Here is a 17520-nt window from a genome sequence, read left to right on the forward strand (position 1 = left end):
TCGTCCTGAGCCAGGATCAAACTCTCCATAATAGAGAACTTAAAAAGCTCATTTTGTTTTGCTGGCATCATCATTAAATGATGTCAAAAATTGTTTTGCGTCAATCAAGCCGAAGCTTGTTGATGCTATATGTCTTAACGTTTTGCATGTTCAGTTTTCAATGTTCATTGTGTCAGCCAAACTTGTTTACCTCTTGGCGACTTCTACAATATTACTCTCGTTTATATTATAAGTCAACACTTTTTAAAAACTTTTTTAAAAAGAATTTAGTAAAGCGTTATTACCTCCTCAAAGTTAGCATTAACAAAGGGTTTTCTAGATTTGTAATAAGTGTATCCAATACATTTCAAATCATAAATATATTAGACTATCATCTTACCGTTTGTGAATATTTGCTTATCCAGCCCGCGCCTTCTCCGATCTATCTAGACAATTTATTATATAGACATATCGCTTTTCTCTATAAAAGAAGCAACAGAAAAGTAATCCCCTTACTTTCTGCTGCTTAAATTTATTATATGTGATGAAGAAGTTCCAACGATTCGATTACACTAGCGAGGAAGTCCTCTATTTCAGTTATGTTATCCTCGTTGATTTTTTGCCGGAAGCGTAGCAAAGTTGTATTTACGTAGTTTTGCTCTAAGTATCCGTATTCAAAACTTACATGCTGCGTGATTGTTATGTCACCTTCCCATATTTGCTTTAAAGCTAACTCAATGTTTTTACATTCAGAAGGAACATCCATTACATCTTTTTGAAATTTTAACTGAAGTGTACAGCCAGGATTCTTTCCCGGAATCTCCAAAATTTCAGCGGCAAGCTCCTCCAAAGAAGCTTCTATTATAATTTCAGCCGAGACTGCGGGTTTATCGGATAGGACAAACTCAATAGAGAAATCTCTTTTTATAATAGAGAAGTCCATCCGGTCTGTTCGGTTAATTATATTTATTTTACGTTCTATATTGTCTAAATCATATACATGATTTTCAAATGCTACCTTTACATTTTCGAAGACAGTTGGGTCATACATACGATTTCCTCCTTGGTTATGCAGGTATAGGCAATAGTGTCATGATAGCGAAGAAAACTAAAATAGCAGCTACAAGAACAAATACATGCCATACTGCGTGATGATATGGAAAGCCTCTCCACACGTAAAAGACTGCTCCTCCGGTATATAGCAAGCCACCAAGTGCTAGTAAAACAAGGCCCTCTGTAGACATGTTCGTGATTAAGGGCTTCCATGCAAATACTATTAGCCAGCCCATCACTACATATAGAATCGTGGAGGTATGTAAAAAACGCTTAACAAAATAGGCTTTGAACACAGTACCTGCTATCGCTAGCCCCCACATGATACCAAACAACGTCCAACCAAGCGGCCCTTTTACTACTATAAATAGAAGTGGTGTGTAGGAGCCTGCTATCAGATAATAAATAGAAGAGTGGTCCATGATTTCAAAAAAGTCTTTAGCTCTCCCTGCCGGAAAAGCATGTACGAGGGTCGACGACGTAAACAATAGCACCATGGATGCTCCAAACAGTGTGAAGCTCACCACATGCCATGCATCCCCATACTTGACGGATGAAACAATCAAAATAACAAGTGCTGCTATACTAAGAAGCGTACCAACGCCATGTATGATTGCATTTGCCAACTCTTCTCGTTTAGAAAAAATATGTGTATTACTCAATATCTTTCATCTCCATTAAATCATTTATTCCATTTTATCCTACCACTTTTCATTAATAAAAGCAGACACTCGTTAAATTTGAGTTGATATAATAAGGTAAGAGTAGAGTTTCTGTTATCATCTGACAAACTAGTATAAAAAGGAGCAATCATTATGTGTCTTGTTAATTTTCAATTTCAAGTGCATCCTAACTATCCCCTCATAGTTGTTGCCAATCGCGATGAATTTTATGAACGCCCAACTGAGCCGGCTCATTTTTGGGAAGATCATCCAACTATACTGGCAGGACGTGATTTACTGCAAATGGGTACATGGCTTGGAGTTTCTAAAGCTGGTCGTTTTGCTGCATTGACAAACTTTCGTGATCCACAGCTTAAGCCTGGTCACCTTTCACGCGGAGATATAGTTCGAGACTTTTTAATCGGACAACAAGAACCACTAGACTTTATCGAGGAATTGAAGAAAAGTAGAGAAAGCTATGGCGGTTATAATATTGTCATTGGGGATAGCCATCAATTGTTCCACTATAACAACATCCTAGATAAAATGAATGAAGTTTCCCCTGGTACACATAGCTTAAGCAACCATACCTTGAACACACCTTGGCCTAAAGTGGAGAAAGGAAAGCAGAGATTAGCTGAATATCTTCTATTAGATAACATAGAGGTAGAGCCTCTATTTAAGCTGTTAAAAGACGAAGAAGTAGCACAGGATTCTGAGCTTCCGGATACCGGTGTGGGCATCGAGCTTGAACGCAGCCTATCTCCTCTGTTTATCAAAATGCCAAACTATGGTACACGCTCCTCGACGGTTTTGCTAATGGACGAAAACCAAAACATTACTTTTGCAGAACGCACCTATTATAAAGGTAAAATGCATTCTGAGAAATTTTTTGAAATATAAAAGAGCTGGGATATAACTAGTCAATAAATTAAAAGACGTGAAATCAAGTTGCTGATTTCACGTCTTTACTTTAGTGGTAACCGATTTTAATAAAAAACTCTCTATTATTGTTGTTTGGAGAGGAGAGCGGCGACTCCTGGGGGAAAAGCACGAGCTGAAAGCCCCGGACTGAGCGCAGCGAGGGAATTTCAAGGAGGGAAAACTAAGAACGTCACATCGTGTGACAACGTTTTCCTGACCAACATCCTGTTGGCCTAAGCCGTGCCCCCGGAAAGAGTCCGCTGTAACGGAAAACAACTACGCTCTATTTTGAGGGAACTTTTGTCCTGATCTCTTTCTCTAACTTATTTGCCACAGCACTTTTTATACTTTTTACCACTGCCACAAGGGCAAGGGTCATTTCGGCCAACCTTTGTATCAGTTTTTGGAGTCTCTGATTTAGTTGAGGCTGTTTTTAGGTCTGGCTGCTCCATCAATGTGATCTCATGAGGAGTATGTCCTCTATTGATCCAAAGGCGAGTTGTTACAGATACGAAAGCAATTGCCTGTACATACTTATTAAAAAGTTCCTGTTCTTGTATTTGATGACGCACCGCAAATTGCTGTGCCACCATATTTATACTGCTGCCTACTGTTTGCATCTCACGGATTAGTTGATCCATGTTTTCTTTAATCATTAAGGAGCTGCCACCAAAGAAATCCTTTTGCATCATGGAAGCAAGCTTTTCTTGATAGATTGTTGCTTCATAATAGTTCGCATCCGCATATCGAAGAAGCTCTTCCTTTGCTGGGATATAATAAGGCTTCCCGTTCGCATTATCCTTTATGATTTTATAGTCATTGGGACGTATCGTAGTATGTATGAATTCATCTTTATCCACACGTACAAATTGATTTTGTAGCGATTCCAAAGAATTATCTACAAATGACAATAATTCATTTCTCGTCAATGCTTTATTGTTTTGTGCATTATAAATCTCTAGAAATTTAGGGAAATCAATGACCCCGTAAAGGTTGGAACAAGCAACTACATATTTTAATACCGTTTCCTTATCTTCTATCTCACCTTGTGGGCTGGATTTCACACCTCGATACTTATCCGAAAGAACAAGATAGTTATCATGGTCGATTTTGTCCCATTCTGTTTTTTTGTATTTCACAAATTTTAACAAGTCATTTGTTCTGTCTATATCAAATGGTTTATACCCCTGTTGCTCTGCCCATCCAAACATATGTAAGTAATCAGGATGATTTGGATTATCCATAATTTTTTTAAACTCTTCAAACCCTGGGGGACCACCGACATCTTCGGGTGGGGCAGTTCCTTCTCCCTCTAATATAGTAGGAAAACCAAAATAGTAATCCTCAACTGTCTCTTCTAACTCTACATGAATACGCCAATCGTCTCCGAAGTCGTAGTTATAAATGAGGTGACCCTGTTCCTGAAGATACGAGTCAATCTTGATACGGGTTGGCTGTTTAACCTCTCTACCCTCGTACTTCTTTCCTTTATACTCATGTAAGATCGTTTCATTATTCGTAATGTACTTGTCGTTTGTTGCTATTCCAAAGGAATGATAAGCTTCCATCGTGCTTCGGAAATTTGTCACGTATTGAATGGTCTCATGAAGTCTATTAAATGTCGCATCTGCCGGCAGAATAACCCGTCTCCACACCTTCGGATCTACGTGCTCAAATGATAATTTTAAAATATAAGCTTTCAAATAAATTCACCTTCCTCCTTTAATCATACGGTATTAAGCGGTTTTCATCGAGTAAAAACTACTTTTAGGAGTAGGCTTATGCAAGTATTCTATTTAATGTATTTTAGCAGGGTCTATTTCTGCTCGAATAGAGAATCACATTAGTAAATATGGCTTGTATATAAACCACGAAAAGCTAGTCCTCCTGTCAGGCAAGGACTCTACTATGTATTTAGTCTTTTCATGCTACTGCTCGTTAATAACGGACCGGATGATATGAAAGGAGCTCCACTCACCCATAGAAAACCGATTAATAGGATATTTCTTTGGAAAAATAATACTGGTAATCTCTTTTTCACTTTTCCCCTCGGCGTGAAGCTGCAAAATATGTTGCTGCATCTCTAATAAATAATGTAGCTTTCTCTCTAAGTATCTTCTTCCCTTCTCTAAATACCCTGCATGACAGCAGTAGACATCCCCAAAATCATAGGTGAGGACCCGTTGAAGGGATTCTATGATGGTTGGAATACTTTCTTCTCGAAGTATAATCTTTGTTCGTTCTTGGCAATAAAGGTCACCTGTAAACAATTGACCCGTTTGTTTATTGAGAAAGGCTACATGATCCTTGGCATGACCAGGTGTAGGGATAACATCCCAAGTAGCATTTTTAGAGGTAAATGTATCGCCTAACGGATTAGCTTTAAATGGCTGTCTCTTTCCCCAAAAAAGCTTACGGTAAAGCGGATAGTCTGCTTTCTTTTGACAGTGATCTATAAAATGTTCTTTCATATAAATGGGTTTTCCCAGCTCCTGCAAATAAGCAGCACAGCCAGTATGGTCCTCATGATGGTGAGTAATCATGACCTTCTCCACCTCTTGCTGCTTCAAGAAAGGTTTGAGCTCGTTCTCTAGTGACTGTGATCCCGTATCAATGAGGACACCATCCACTACAAAACAATGTACATTTAACCTCACGCCTTGAAAAGACACCTTTCCATTCGCCATTATTACCCCACTTTTAGTCGAAACATCGAATTGTTTTTTGAAAAGCATCTCAACCACCCCTATAAACAAAGATTTATTTTAGAAAAGAATACCATAAAATGAATGACTATTCACTCTATTTGGAGACCTCAAGTGCTGGTATCACTGCGTTACCTTTAAGAAAAGCAGTAGACTTAAGTGCTTCTACTTATTCGGTTAATAAAAGAATTTTAAATAACCTAAGTACATTACTGGACAAATGACATTAAACGTTATATACTAAGTTCAATAGTTAAATTGCTTCAAAAGAAAACATTGAATTCACATATTACAAAAAGTGATCGTGAAATGTTTGTCGATACTTTTTCTAATATGTGAATTTTTTTATCTGTTGAAAGATTTATATTATTTAATTTATTTTATGGAGGTTTTTTACATGACACAAGGTACAGTAAAATGGTTTAACGCAGAAAAAGGTTTTGGATTTATCGAGGTTGAAGGTGGAAGCGACGTATTCGCTCATTTCTCAGCTATCCAAGGTGACGGATTCAAATCTCTTGACGAAGGTCAAAAAGTTGAATTTGATATCGAAGAAGGTAACCGCGGACCACAAGCAGTTAACATCGTAAAACTTTAATTCTTCGGAATTAATTTGATAAAAGCCGTACACTCGAAGCAATTCGAATGTACGGCTTTTTATTGTTGATATTTATTACTTCCTGGTAGCTGCTTAATAGTATTCCATGCTTGAATAGCATCCTGACGTGTCTTCCCTTTATTGTTAGGATCTGCAAAGAAATCTTTCGTGAATTGGTTATATTCAAATTGAGGTGCAATCGCTTTCGAGTAAGCCGGATCTCTCTTACGTTCTTCCTCCTCCATCCAAGCGTTCACTGCATCCCGATATTTGTTACCTATATTGTTTTTAAAATAATTTTGAATATAAGTAGAGAAATGAAATTTCGGTCCAATGACTTCCTGAAAAAATGCTCTTACTTGTTGGCTACACCGATGTCCTTCTGTTATAACAGTATCCAAAGAAAGTGGTTCTTCTACTTTAGAGATTTTAGCTCTTCTGACTGGCTGGAGTATTTCTCCTGAGTGAAGGAATACCTCTATTCGATTAGCAATTTCTCCTTTCGAACCGGCTGGGCTTATAAGGTGTTCTCTACAAAACGCTTGGAGCTCTTCCTTTAACCAATAATACTGTTTAAATTCTTCTATGTTTATATCTTTAGTTAGTTGTGGTCTCATCTCTTTTTCCTCCAGTTAACCGACCTACTAATACCGTAGGATCTATAAAACCCTTTTCCTTCCATTGTAACACTCCAGCAACCATTGTTAATATCCCATACATATTAAACTGTACACGATTATCTCCATATAGCACCCCTCCCCTATTTTTACTTTAAAGGGTGGAGTTAACTCCATGTCACCATGTTTTTTTAAGATAATTTATTTATTAATTTTTTATCAATAACTTCCAATTATCAATAATTTTCCATAATCACACTTCAAATACCAATACTAATAGCCGATAAAAACGAGGTGATTATATTTACGGGAAAGAAGGCAGCTTATGAGTATCGGAAAAAAGTTAAACATCGCATTTATCGTCATTATAGTTTTATTATTAATCTCTACTGTAACAGCTATGCTTACATCTGCTAATGTAGAATCTAAGGTGGATGAGGCTCTTGATTATAGAGTCACCCAATTACGAGTAATTGACGAGATTCGTTTTGGTATTGGAATGCAGGGGCAATATTCTCAAGAATTGTTAATCGATAATTCTCCGGAAACGAAGGAGCAGCTTGAATACTATATCCAATATGTTGATGAGCAAATTGCTCAAATCGCTTCTCTTGCCCAAGCTAAAACAATGAAGGGTTATGTCGAAGAGATTAACGTATATAAAAATGAATTCAATGAAGCATCAGAGATATATTTAGAATATGCAAAAACCGGTGTTATGAGCTCTGGATCAAGAATTTTAAAGGACCGAATTACTCCTGCTAACGATGGTATATTAGAAGTTGCACAAAAAATGCTTGATTATCAGGATAAAGAACTGAAAAAAATCTCTCAAGAAACAGATCGTGCCATGACTCTATCCAACATTGTAGCTATTGTTATGTTAGTATTTGTTTTGCTAAATGGAGCTCTCCTTATGTGGTTCACTCGTAAGCAAATCTCTAATCCGTTAATAAAAATGGTAGACGCAGCCGAAATAATTGCTACTGGAGATTTATCGGCGGTAGACCTGAACTACTCTTCCAATGATGAAATTGGAAAACTAGCTACAGCTACTAATCAAATGAAAAATAATCTTCAAGCGTTACTTAAACGAATCCATGAAAATTCGGAGCATCTAAGTGCTGCTGCTGAAGAGCTATCCGCAAGCACCGAAGAGGTAACCGCTTCTACAAATGAAATGGCTCACCGAGCTAATGACACTTTAGAAGCCTCATCTTCCGCTGCCCAGTCGGCCAATGATAGTTCTCGAGCTATGGAAGAGACTGCAACGGGAGTTCAACGAATTGCCGAATCAACACAGCACTTATACGACAACTCGAACCAAACTTATCAAACAGCACTGGTTGGAGGTAAAATTATTCAACAGGCAAGTGAACAGATGAATACAATTAATCATTCCTCTGAGATGATGAATAATTTAGTCCAAAAACTAAGTAAACAAACTTTAGAAATCGAAAATATAACGAATGTGATTACGAATATTACAGAACAGACTAACCTATTAGCGCTTAATGCGGCAATTGAAGCCGCACGTGCTGGCGAACATGGGAAAGGATTTGCAGTTGTTGCAGACGAGGTTCGTAAGCTTGCTGAGGAATCTAGACAATCTGCCAATCAAATTGTCGATTTAATCAAGGATATCAAACTAGATACAGGCAATGTTGAAAAAGCAGCTGAGGAATCACTAGATTCTGTAACAGTTGGAGTGAAAATCATTGGTGAAGCAGGACATGCTTTCCAGGAAATTGTCACTGCAGTAGAACAGATGAATGTCCAAATCGAAGAGATTTCAGCTACTTCTGAAGAGATTTCTGCATCTGCTGAACAAGTTTCTGCTTCTGCCATGGAAATCGCTAACGGGGCTACAAATGCTTCCTCCAATGTTGAAGGTATTGCTGCCGCTATTGAGGAACAGACTGCTACCATGGAACAGGTCAGCGGTGTAGCAGTTGAACTTTCACAAAATGCACAGGACTTACAAGAGGAAATAAATAAATTTAAGCTAGCATAAAATGCTGCCGGGCATATGAGTCCGGCAGCATTTTTAATTTAAATGGCTATGCTTAATATTTCATTTCCCACAGCATTTTTTATATTTTTTTCCACTACCACAAGGACAGGGATCATTTCTACCGACCTTTTCGCTTACTGCTGGCTGAGGTGCTTGTGCTTGTTGCTCTTGTTCGAATTCTATTGCGTTTTGTTCGGCAATTTGCTTCCACTCTTCCATAGATGGATGGGAACGTCCCATTACTGTATAGAACGCATAAAGCGTCTGTTCAAGATCAATTAATCCACCATGATAGCCGTTATGGAGATAATCCTCTATCAACGGGAAGGCTTGCTCTGTTAATTGGGCTGTCAGGGATTCGATAACCGTCTCTTTACCACTTTCATCTAATTTGTCGTAGCTCTTTACCAGCACTTCTATTGCCTTTTCAGTTTTTGTTTCTTTTAAAATACTAGCAGCATAAATACACGTCTCATTCTTCATCGCATATGGAGCAACTGCTTCTACTACGTCATCCGTCTGAAAGCTACTTAACGCAACTGCCAATTCTTCTAATAGAATTTCTTCTTCTCTACCTAGTAGGGATACAAGTGTAGGTATATATTCGTTTAACTGTAGTAGGCCAACCGCTCTTACTGCTAAAATACCAAACACCGAGAAAAACTTTTCCCCTAGTTCTTGCTGAAGGGTCTTCTCTACTTCCTGCTTCCCATAGCTGCCTATATCAATCAGTCGCCCAAGCAGCTTTTTCGACTTCTGAAATTCAAGTGCATTAAAGCCATCGCGGTTAACGTCACCCACAACGTCCTCATACGTTTTCCAAAGTGTATCCTCGCTTGCCTCCAACAGTAGCTTATTGAAATCAGTATACTCTGTTCCTATATAGGGAGTAAGCTGTTCGGCTTTGTCTACAAGAACCCGTGAAGGAAGGTTCATGACATATTGAAGGACTAGATGTCTTTTCGATTTTTTTACCTTTTGGAGGAGCTTCATCAGAATCGGGAACGTTTCTTCTGTAACGTTATTTTCTTGTCCCCAGACTAGAATAGTATCTCTTTCTTGTTCATCAGCATGTAGTGCATTCGTCAGTTGTTCATTTACCACCTTGCTAGGTGTAAATGGAAATTGATTTAGTACATACGATGCAAATTCTCTGACCAATCTCTCTTCATGATTGATAAGGGGGGTTACTTTGTTTAAGAATGATTGACTCATTAGAATTCCTCCTTTGATACTATCAATATACTTCCTTTTAGTAGTTAAATGCAACTGACCTATCAATTCCTACAGGTTGGCCAAACTAAAATACCTCTTACCGAAATACGCTCGAATACCACCTCATCTCATCATACAATTAGTTTATAAGAAAAACGGGAGTGATATTTGTGCATATCATTGAAGTTAGAAATTTAAAAAAATCGTACGGGGAGAAGGAGGTTTTAAAAGGAATAGATTTTCAAGCGTCACCTGGAGAAGTCATAGGGGTGATAGGAAAAAATGGAGCAGGTAAATCTACTTTTTTAGAAATTCTTATGACCATCAAACAATTTGATACAGGAATTGTCTATGTGTTGGAAGAAGACATTCGATTAGCCTCCATGAGCCGTTTAGAAGAACTTAGAAAACAAATTGCTGTCGTTCTTCAGCCAACCCAATTTTATCGAACATTAAAGGTGGAGGAATTATTAAAATTGTTTAGGTCTTACTATAGGTCCTCCATTGCTTTAGAAAAAATTATACATGACTTCAAGTTAGATCCCCATCGCCACAAGTATTTCGATAAATTATCAGGTGGCTGGAAGCAGATTGTTAGCCTAGCGATTGCATTTTTGTGCGAGCCCAAGCTACTTATATTAGATGAGCCAACTACCGGATTAGATCCACATATGCGTAATTTGTTATGGTCTTATATTACTGAATACAATGAACGCACTGGGGGCACTGTCATCTTGACTACCCACAATATGGATGAGGTGGAGATATACTGTGACAAGGTTTTACTTATCAATAATGGAATAACTGAAGTTTTTTCAACTACTGACAGTATTTTAGCTTTAGGCTATCGTTCTGTACATGATTTTTATCTTCAAAAAGTTGATATTTAGGAGGCAATTCTAATGCTATCTACACAATTAAAATATGATTTACTTATGTTTAGTAGAGAAGTCTTTTATATGTTTTTCACCATTATTATCCCACCCGTAACGTATATTTTTATGGGACAGTTATATGGGGAAATGACGTATGATCATGGTCTAAACTATGCTCAATCTTACACACCATCCTTTATATTACTCATCACATTTACGGTAATATTTTTTGCTTTTGGCTTTGATCAGGTTAACCACCGTATAACTGGTGTGGAAAAACGAATACGCTTGTCTCCTGTTCCCAAAAACATTTTACTCGCCTCAAGCATTTTACGAGCGATTATTATTACGACCTTAGGTTATCTTATGATACTTAGCATTGGATTAGTTATGTATGATTTATCCTTCGTCCTACTCGATATGTTTTCTTCCTATGCTTTTTTTATAGCTATGAACATTGTCTTACTAATCATGGCATCTGCTATTTATTCCTTATTTGATAATATAAACAGTGCTCTTGTATTTTCTATCGTTATTATGCAAATCGTTATTTTTACCAGCGGCTTCGCACAGCCAATTAACCTAATGCCAAACTTTATACAAGTATCAGCAAAGCTTAACCCACTCTATCATATGAATAACATGTTTATAGATGTATGGAACGGCCAGCTCTCTCTAACTATTGAAACAATTCTCGCTGGAAGCTATATTGGAGTACTTCTATTTGTATCGGTTCTTATTATTCGCTTCATGCACAAGCGGAAAATCTAAAGACAATTATTATCAGAACCTTTACACTATTAAAGAAGAGAGGTGTCAAAGATGAAAGTATCGTTAAATATTGATAGTGATTTTAAAGAGACGTTGGTTAAAATTGAAACACCTACGCTAGATGGACCAGTCCAGGACTTACTGGAATTTATAAAAGGCAGTGAAATAGAATTTTTAGTTGGAAAAATCGATGAAATGCAACACATCTTAAAGCCCGCGGATATTCATTATTTTCATACAGATCAGGAAGCAGTCTATGCAGTAACCGCAACCGGCTCATACAAATTAAAGGAAAAGCTATATGAGCTAGAGGAAATGCTGCCATCAAGCAAATTTATACGTTTATCAAAATCTGTTATAGCAAACCTCTATGAGCTTAATCGATTTGAAGCTTCTTTCAATGGAACGCTATGTGTGTATTTTAAATCCGGAGCAAAGGAATATGTGTCTAGGACATACGTCGCTCACATTAAGGACGCACTGAAAATGAATAGGAGGAAAAAATAAATGAAAACATTTTTGTTTAGAAGTATGATTGGGATTTTCTTTGGAGCATTCATATCAGTAGTTTTTACAAGTGGGGTAGTACTCTTTAGCGACAGAGAAACGTTAAACGGGGCTTTGTTTCTAAAAAATTCTTTAGGCTCTATATTTTGTGGTTGGTTATTTACAGTAACCCCACTCTACTTTGAAAATAAGCGTTTTACTATGATGCAGGCTACCGGTTTCCATTTTCTTACCGTCTTCGTAGCATACTTTATCTTAGCTTTCTTTATTGGCTGGATACCATTTACTTTGTTAAGCTTTGGAATTGGCCTGGCAATTTTCATTGTTGTTTATATTTTACATTGGCTGGCATTCTACTACTATTTCCGTCTACAAGCCAAAAAACTGAACGAAAATTTAAATTCTATCTCGGAATAGCAAGGAGCTGCTTCGGGTAAGAGCAGCTCTTTGTTATTCAATTATTGGGACGTAACCAGTTTTCTCAACCAGCTCCTGACCCTGAGGAGATAGAATCCATTCTATAAACTCATCAATATGAGGATTATCCGTATTAGTTGTCACTAAATAAAATTCAGATGCAATCGGATACTGGTTGTTACGAATATTTTCTATTGTAGGTGCAATTCCGTTAATATTTAATAATTTAATCTGATCGTTCTTAACCATTTCGTTCGAATAGAATCGGAATGTGTACCCGATTGCGTTTTTATAATTCTTGTATTGAGCTACTTCTTCAATAATTCCCCCCATCCCACTAACAATATCTTCAGTCGGTGCTTCCATTAAAGGAATTTCTCCCATTAGATTTTCTAAAGCCGTTTGACTCCCACTGCCTTCGGGACGCTGGAATGCTCGTATAGAATCGTCGCTTCCCCCGACATCCTGCCAATTATTAATGCTCCCTGAGTAAATATCCTGAATTTGTTGAAGGCTTAGCTCGTCCACTTCATTTTTTTGATGAACAAAGAACACGAATGCTTCTCTTCCAATCGGTGTTAGTTTAAGCTCTACACCATTACGCTTTGCATAATTGATTTGTTCCTTAGAGGGACCTGCAACAAAGATCATATCCACTTTTTCTTGGATTAAGTGATTGTATGCATCGGGAGTCGTATTTACCATGACTTCACTGGAGTATGGCTCATATGTTTTTTCGGGATAAACAGCTTGAGCAAAAGAAGCATACAAAGGGTACAAAGCCGTTGCTCCGTCCAACCTTGGTAAGTCCTCTGTAATTTTAAAAGTTGACTCCTCCTCTAGAGTTGCAATTTTTAAAGGCTCCATGAATGGTTGATAGTCCCAAACACTTAATTCTGCATCTACTGTAGGAATGCTATTTTCATATATTTTTTTAACTGGAGAAATTGCACTAATTGCTAAGGTAATTCCCATTATCCCTAAAAACCAGAGCTTTCTTTTTTTAGTAGTGAAAAAAATAAACAAATGGAAGAGGTAAAATAAATACAGTACAATCACTCCATTAATCAACAGTGAAATGTAGTGCATATTACCAGTTAAAGCAAGTAAAAAAAATAGGATTGAGGTTATGAAAATTGCACATATTAGGCCGAATACTCCGTATAGTATTTTTTCGCTTAAGGATTTTTGTTTTCTTTCATTCACTTCTATCATCTCCTAAACCTTAGATGTCGTTAACATTGGCTCATACATCATGATTGCATGATTTTGTGTAATGAACTCATCATCGATTAACTCTCTCTCCATGCTAAAGACCCTTCTATAAATGCTATTGTGTCTAACGTAGCCACCCCAATATTCCAAAGAAATCAAATGATCCTTCTCATACACCTCGTATGTTCTAGTAGAAGGATTATCTGCTCTCCATTCCCCTACTAGATGGGTATCGGTTAGATACAGTACTAGTTGATAAGGCTGCTTTGTATCATTTTTGATTTGCAAATCCAGGTAGTTATATGCACATGTAGCTCCACTTCCAAAAGGTTGACTTCGGTTAGCATCCGGGAATACATCATAGCTATGTCGATACCTTTCCGTCACCTGAAGTGGTGTATGTAACGTAATCCAGTAAATAAGGTTTGATAGCTGGCAAAGCCCTCCACCTACTCCAACAGTAACTTTTCCATAGTGTAAAATCATTCCTTCAACGTATCCCTTTCTCTTACTTGTATTTCCAATTAATCGCCAATAAGAGAATGTTTCACCTGGTTGGACGATGACACCATTTAATTGCTTAATAGCTATTTTAAGATTAATAATTTTATTGTGCTGCAGCCACATGTCTACGTCTTTTAATTCACGTAGCAACTGGGTTCGATGAGTCGCAATGATCTCCGATTTTCTGGTTGCTTGCTTTTTTAAAGCATATTTTTTCTTCCCAGCATACCAATCCATATAACGCTTCATACGGAAATACTTCTTCCCAAAGTAGATACGCATCCGACTTCTATTTCTCGGTTCAAGTGATTCCATTACCCACTTCCCCTCCCTATAAATGGTATACAATCAATAATAGACCAATTATTCAGAAATAAGAAGATATTTTAGAGAAACCTAACACTGCTCCTAGTTACGAGATAAAATATAAAAACCACTACCTTTAATAGGTAGTGGCATACTTTTTAAGCATTTATAAATAATTCAAATACGTCCTTGAAGTCTTTTTTCATGTATTTGTCTTTTTGCTCTAGCATCCAGTTGGAGGAAAACTGGGTTATCGATTCGAACGAAGACAATGGAGTAATGTCTTTACTTTCCATCTTGCCTACTGACTGGGCAGCGTAGCCTAAGCTATTTTGAGCAATATCAAATTTCTTTTTGTTGTCTAGCATTTGAGTTGATATGGTATGGATTGCCTTATAAAGATCTTTGATTTCCGTAGCAAACTTTTTATGGATATCTATGCTTAATGGCACATTTCCAATCGTGAACTTAATCTCCATATCCAGATCGATAGTTCCTGCCGTTTCAAGCGCTACATCGGTGATTGGATAGTAAGCATAGTCATAGCGACGAAGCGTTCTTTTCTTACTAAGGGCATTCTCTCCGTCTACATGAATTAAAGCAAGGTTAGTAAAGCAATATTCATCTGCCTTTGTTTTAATAAGAAAATAAACCACTTCACCTGCTTCATGCATGACAAAATCATCAGACTCCGTTTTATCAAAATCTGCTTTAGAAACAACCACTCCAATGTCTGAAATACCCAATGCATCTGACGCCAACTTTTTAAACATATGATCGCTCTCCTTTACGTAACTTTATCCTATCGTACTCCTTTCTATTCACAAAGAAAAGTGGTAAAAATTATTATTTTTTGATAATATTAATTTCTACATGAGAGGAAAGGAATGTGATAAATGAAAAAGTTAGCAAAAGTACTTGCAATATCGTTTCTTGTAGGGCTTACTCTTACAGGCTGTAAGGACGAAGAGGCAAAAGATGATCAAGATAAAGTAAAGGACGGAGTAATCAATCAGTTAAAAGATGATTATTTATCATCTGTTGATGTAGATTATGCCTATGAATTTACTAAAAGCTTAGAAGAGTTTAAAACAAATGAAAAGCTTGGATACCGAACAGCTGGTTCTGAGGCAGAACTCAAGACCGGAGAAAAAATTGGACAAGAAATGGAGAAAATCGGCCTTACAGAAGTAACGAAGGACGAGTTTACTTTAGATACTTGGACATTTGAAAAAGCCGATTTAACGTTTACGGATGAAAACGGTAAAGAGCATTTAGCGGTTCTTGGTGGCTACCAGGTTAATTTCAATACAAATGGCGTCAAGGAATACGACATTGTTTACGGTGGCAAGGCCACAGCTGAGGACTTAGATGGACTCGACATCGAAGGCAAGCTCGTTTTAATAGACATAAATCAGCGTGAGGAATGGTGGATCAACTACCCCGCATACCAAGCTCATGTAAAAGGTGCAGCAGGAGTTATAGCTGTACAGGAAGCTGGTTATGGAGAAGTCTCTCCAGATGCCTTAAATGCTCAAGATTTTTGTGGACCGGATGATGCTCCTGCATTTTCCATGTCCCAAACGGATGGAAATAAGTTAAAAAAATCATTGGAAGCTAGTGAGACGGGCTCCTTGAAAGTGAAATTTGATGCAAAATCTACTGTTGAAATGGATGGCAAATCCTATAATTATTATGGAAAAATCGTAGGGAAGGATCCAGAGTCTTATATTATCTTATCTGCCCATTATGATTCCTACTTCACAGGATTCCAGGATGATCATGCTGCCATAGGATTATTGATGGGAGTAGCCAAGGGTCTAATCGATAGCGGCTATCAGCCAGAAAAAACGATTATCTTTAACGCACTTGCTGCTGAAGAGTGGGGAGTTTCAAACTCTCGCTATGACTGGTCCACTGGTGCATACAATCAAATATTTAACATTCACCCAGAATGGGCTGGAAAAGCATTTGCTAACATGAACTTTGAGCTCCCTGCATATGAGCACACGACCCAGGACGAGATTCGTGCTACATACGAATTGAACAATTACCTTACAGAATTCTCTAAAGATGTTCCAGCTGTAGAAGGTGTTTATAAAGATGGAATTTCTGTAATATCTCCATTGCGTACTTGGTCAGATGATTTTTCCTTTAATATTGCTGGGGTTCCAGCTTTACGTAATGATTTCCAAGATAGCGATTTTATGCGCTCTCATTACCATTCACAATTTGATACCGAAGAAACGTATAATGAGGACGCTTTTAAATTCCACTTGAATTTATATGGTCTTCTAACTATGCATTACGACAAAACAGCTGTGGTGCCTTTAGACTTTACCACTCGTTTGAATGCTATGAAGGAAACAATTGATGAAAATGCCTTTGAACAAGCAGAGGTATCTAAGGACGAGCTGATTGACGAAATTGACCATGTAATGGATACAGCAAAGGATGTAAACAAAAGAGTTGCAAAGATTAATGAGGATTACTTAAATGCCCTAGCTAAAGACGACCAAGCTGCGGCTAAAAAGCTTTATAACGAAAGCCGTCAGCTTAATAGTGATTTATTAGCTGCATTCAAGCATGCTGAGGACAGCTTCACTCGCCTGACTTGGGAAGACGTTGTTATATTCCCTTACGAGCACGCACAAAACAATATAAATAATTTATCGCTTTCTATTGAAGCGTTAGAAGATGGAGATCTTGCTACACCTTTGGATGAATATTTATGGAACATCGATAACAACTGGTATGCCTATGATTTCGATCAAGAAGTATTTGATTACTTCACAGACTACGTGATAGATGCACCTGCCGAAAAGCTGATGTGGGGTGCAGGAAGAATTGTTGGTCATGAAGATCTGTACGAAGTTATCCATTCTCTTAAAGAAAAAAGCGACATAGAAAATGCTGACTTAACAGAAGAACTTGAATCACTCAAGCAATCATTAACCAATCAAAAAGCTTTACTAAAAACAACTACATCAGAGCAAGTTGCTGATTTAAGAGAACTAGGCAGACAGTTAGAAAATTTGAAGTAAAATGATAGAAAGAGGCCTAAGACTATGGGATAGTCTTAGGCCTCTTTTGCATGAATCGGTCGGTTTTCCCGGATAATCGGTCGGTTCGCGCTCATAATCGGTCGGTTCTCCCAG

The 17520-nt window shown here is 37.6% G+C and carries 19 protein-coding genes; 9 read left to right on the forward strand and 10 right to left on the reverse strand.

Annotation, left to right across the window (positions count from 1 at the left end; translation table 11 throughout):
- Positions 1-514: 514 nt before the first annotated feature.
- Positions 515-1030 (reverse strand): hypothetical protein, encoded by a 516-nt coding sequence (locus M3627_RS19120; RefSeq protein WP_251557062.1) that lies wholly within the window; start codon positions 1028-1030, stop codon positions 515-517.
- 16 nt (positions 1031-1046) lie between these two features.
- The gene (gene trhA / locus M3627_RS19125; protein ID WP_169361545.1) at positions 1047-1694 is read right to left on the reverse strand and encodes a PAQR family membrane homeostasis protein TrhA; all 648 of its coding nucleotides are present in this window, start codon (positions 1692-1694) and stop codon (positions 1047-1049) included.
- Positions 1695-1847: 153 nt separating this feature from the next.
- Between trhA and M3627_RS19130 the strand changes: the two genes are divergently transcribed.
- Positions 1848-2597, forward strand: a complete 750-nt coding sequence (locus tag M3627_RS19130) for an NRDE family protein (RefSeq protein WP_251557063.1) — start codon at positions 1848-1850, stop codon at positions 2595-2597.
- 344 nt (positions 2598-2941) lie between these two features.
- Here the strand turns inward: M3627_RS19130 and M3627_RS19135 are convergent, their stop codons facing one another.
- Both M3627_RS19135 and M3627_RS19140 read right to left on the reverse strand, forming a co-directional pair.
- Positions 2942-4321 carry an IS1096 element passenger TnpR family protein gene (locus M3627_RS19135; RefSeq protein WP_251557065.1) on the reverse strand — a complete coding sequence of 460 codons (1380 nt, stop codon included), beginning with the start codon at positions 4319-4321 and terminating at the stop codon, positions 2942-2944.
- A gap of 225 nt (positions 4322-4546) precedes the next feature.
- The gene (locus tag M3627_RS19140) at positions 4547-5353 is read right to left on the reverse strand and encodes an MBL fold metallo-hydrolase (RefSeq protein ID WP_251557067.1); all 807 of its coding nucleotides are present in this window, start codon (positions 5351-5353) and stop codon (positions 4547-4549) included.
- Positions 5354-5403: 50 nt separating this feature from the next.
- Here M3627_RS19140 and M3627_RS19145 point away from each other — a divergent pair, with 50 nt between their 5' ends.
- The gene (locus tag M3627_RS19145; protein ID WP_251557069.1) at positions 5404-5547 is read left to right on the forward strand and encodes a hypothetical protein; all 144 of its coding nucleotides are present in this window, start codon (positions 5404-5406) and stop codon (positions 5545-5547) included.
- Between the two features lie 173 nt (positions 5548-5720).
- Positions 5721-5921: a cold-shock protein gene (locus M3627_RS19150; protein ID WP_169361140.1), complete on the forward strand. Its 201-nt coding sequence runs from the start codon at positions 5721-5723 to the stop codon at positions 5919-5921.
- A gap of 59 nt (positions 5922-5980) precedes the next feature.
- On the opposite strand, the gene M3627_RS19155 is transcribed toward M3627_RS19150, so the two are convergent.
- Together M3627_RS19155 and M3627_RS19160 are read right to left on the reverse strand one after the other, a co-directional pair.
- Positions 5981-6538, reverse strand: a complete 558-nt coding sequence (locus M3627_RS19155) for a DUF6434 domain-containing protein (protein WP_251557071.1) — start codon at positions 6536-6538, stop codon at positions 5981-5983.
- Positions 6519-6674: a hypothetical protein gene (locus M3627_RS19160; protein ID WP_251557073.1), complete on the reverse strand. Its 156-nt coding sequence runs from the start codon at positions 6672-6674 to the stop codon at positions 6519-6521. The genes M3627_RS19155 and M3627_RS19160 overlap by 20 nt, the downstream gene beginning before the upstream one ends.
- A gap of 189 nt (positions 6675-6863) precedes the next feature.
- On the opposite strand from M3627_RS19160, the gene M3627_RS19165 reads away from it, so the two are divergent.
- The gene (locus M3627_RS19165; RefSeq protein ID WP_251557075.1) at positions 6864-8552 is read left to right on the forward strand and encodes a methyl-accepting chemotaxis protein; all 1689 of its coding nucleotides are present in this window, start codon (positions 6864-6866) and stop codon (positions 8550-8552) included.
- 60 nt (positions 8553-8612) lie between these two features.
- On the opposite strand, the gene M3627_RS19170 is transcribed toward M3627_RS19165, so the two are convergent.
- Positions 8613-9767 carry a YecA family protein gene (locus M3627_RS19170; protein ID WP_251557077.1) on the reverse strand — a complete coding sequence of 385 codons (1155 nt, stop codon included), beginning with the start codon at positions 9765-9767 and terminating at the stop codon, positions 8613-8615.
- Between the two features lie 170 nt (positions 9768-9937).
- Between M3627_RS19170 and M3627_RS19175 the strand changes: the two genes are divergently transcribed.
- The 4 genes from M3627_RS19175 to M3627_RS19190 are packed head-to-tail and all read left to right on the forward strand — an operon-like array spanning position 9938 to position 12337.
- On the forward strand, positions 9938-10657 hold the full coding sequence (locus M3627_RS19175) for an ABC transporter ATP-binding protein (RefSeq protein WP_251557079.1): 720 nt from the start codon (positions 9938-9940) through the stop codon (positions 10655-10657).
- 12 nt (positions 10658-10669) lie between these two features.
- Entirely contained in the window at positions 10670-11413 is a 744-nt protein-coding gene (locus tag M3627_RS19180) for an ABC transporter permease (RefSeq protein WP_251557080.1), read from the forward strand.
- 51 nt (positions 11414-11464) lie between these two features.
- Positions 11465-11920, forward strand: a complete 456-nt coding sequence (locus tag M3627_RS19185) for a LytTR family DNA-binding domain-containing protein (protein WP_251557081.1) — start codon at positions 11465-11467, stop codon at positions 11918-11920.
- Positions 11921-12337, forward strand: coding sequence for a DUF3021 domain-containing protein (locus M3627_RS19190; protein ID WP_251557082.1), 417 nt, complete (start codon positions 11921-11923; stop codon positions 12335-12337).
- A 33-nt stretch (positions 12338-12370) separates the two neighbouring features.
- Here the strand turns inward: M3627_RS19190 and M3627_RS19195 are convergent, their stop codons facing one another.
- The 3 genes from M3627_RS19195 to M3627_RS19205 all read right to left on the reverse strand — a co-directional run bounded on the left by M3627_RS19195 (position 12371) and on the right by M3627_RS19205 (position 15135).
- Complete coding sequence (locus tag M3627_RS19195; protein ID WP_251557083.1) at positions 12371-13543, reverse strand: PstS family phosphate ABC transporter substrate-binding protein; 1173 nt, start codon at positions 13541-13543, stop codon at positions 12371-12373.
- Positions 13544-13555: 12 nt separating this feature from the next.
- Positions 13556-14371 (reverse strand): VanW family protein, encoded by an 816-nt coding sequence (locus M3627_RS19200; RefSeq protein WP_251557084.1) that lies wholly within the window; start codon positions 14369-14371, stop codon positions 13556-13558.
- Positions 14372-14520: 149 nt separating this feature from the next.
- Complete coding sequence (locus tag M3627_RS19205; RefSeq protein ID WP_169361130.1) at positions 14521-15135, reverse strand: PH domain-containing protein; 615 nt, start codon at positions 15133-15135, stop codon at positions 14521-14523.
- A gap of 123 nt (positions 15136-15258) precedes the next feature.
- Between M3627_RS19205 and M3627_RS19210 the strand changes: the two genes are divergently transcribed.
- Positions 15259-17406 carry a M28 family peptidase gene (locus M3627_RS19210; RefSeq protein ID WP_251557085.1) on the forward strand — a complete coding sequence of 716 codons (2148 nt, stop codon included), beginning with the start codon at positions 15259-15261 and terminating at the stop codon, positions 17404-17406.
- Positions 17407-17520: the final 114 nt, after the last annotated feature.

Source organism: Psychrobacillus sp. MER TA 171 (assembly GCF_023713305.1).
Classification (GTDB): Bacteria; Bacillota; Bacilli; order Bacillales_A; family Planococcaceae; genus Psychrobacillus.

Coding starts and splice junctions, on each gene's coding strand:
- M3627_RS19120 (WP_251557062.1), bottom strand. CDS start 1,030: ATGTATGACCCAACTGTCTTCGAAAATGTAAAGGTAGCATTTGAAAAT.
- M3627_RS19130 (WP_251557063.1), top strand. CDS start 1,848: ATGTGTCTTGTTAATTTTCAATTTCAAGTGCATCCTAACTATCCCCTC.
- M3627_RS19140 (WP_251557067.1), bottom strand. CDS start 5,353: ATGCTTTTCAAAAAACAATTCGATGTTTCGACTAAAAGTGGGGTAATA.
- M3627_RS19145 (WP_251557069.1), top strand. CDS start 5,404: ATGAATGACTATTCACTCTATTTGGAGACCTCAAGTGCTGGTATCACT.
- M3627_RS19150 (WP_169361140.1), top strand. CDS start 5,721: ATGACACAAGGTACAGTAAAATGGTTTAACGCAGAAAAAGGTTTTGGA.
- M3627_RS19155 (WP_251557071.1), bottom strand. CDS start 6,538: ATGAGACCACAACTAACTAAAGATATAAACATAGAAGAATTTAAACAG.
- M3627_RS19165 (WP_251557075.1), top strand. CDS start 6,864: ATGAGTATCGGAAAAAAGTTAAACATCGCATTTATCGTCATTATAGTT.
- M3627_RS19170 (WP_251557077.1), bottom strand. CDS start 9,767: ATGAGTCAATCATTCTTAAACAAAGTAACCCCCCTTATCAATCATGAA.
- M3627_RS19180 (WP_251557080.1), top strand. CDS start 10,670: ATGCTATCTACACAATTAAAATATGATTTACTTATGTTTAGTAGAGAA.
- M3627_RS19185 (WP_251557081.1), top strand. CDS start 11,465: ATGAAAGTATCGTTAAATATTGATAGTGATTTTAAAGAGACGTTGGTT.
- M3627_RS19190 (WP_251557082.1), top strand. CDS start 11,921: ATGAAAACATTTTTGTTTAGAAGTATGATTGGGATTTTCTTTGGAGCA.
- M3627_RS19200 (WP_251557084.1), bottom strand. CDS start 14,371: ATGGAATCACTTGAACCGAGAAATAGAAGTCGGATGCGTATCTACTTT.
- M3627_RS19205 (WP_169361130.1), bottom strand. CDS start 15,135: ATGTTTAAAAAGTTGGCGTCAGATGCATTGGGTATTTCAGACATTGGA.
- M3627_RS19210 (WP_251557085.1), top strand. CDS start 15,259: ATGAAAAAGTTAGCAAAAGTACTTGCAATATCGTTTCTTGTAGGGCTT.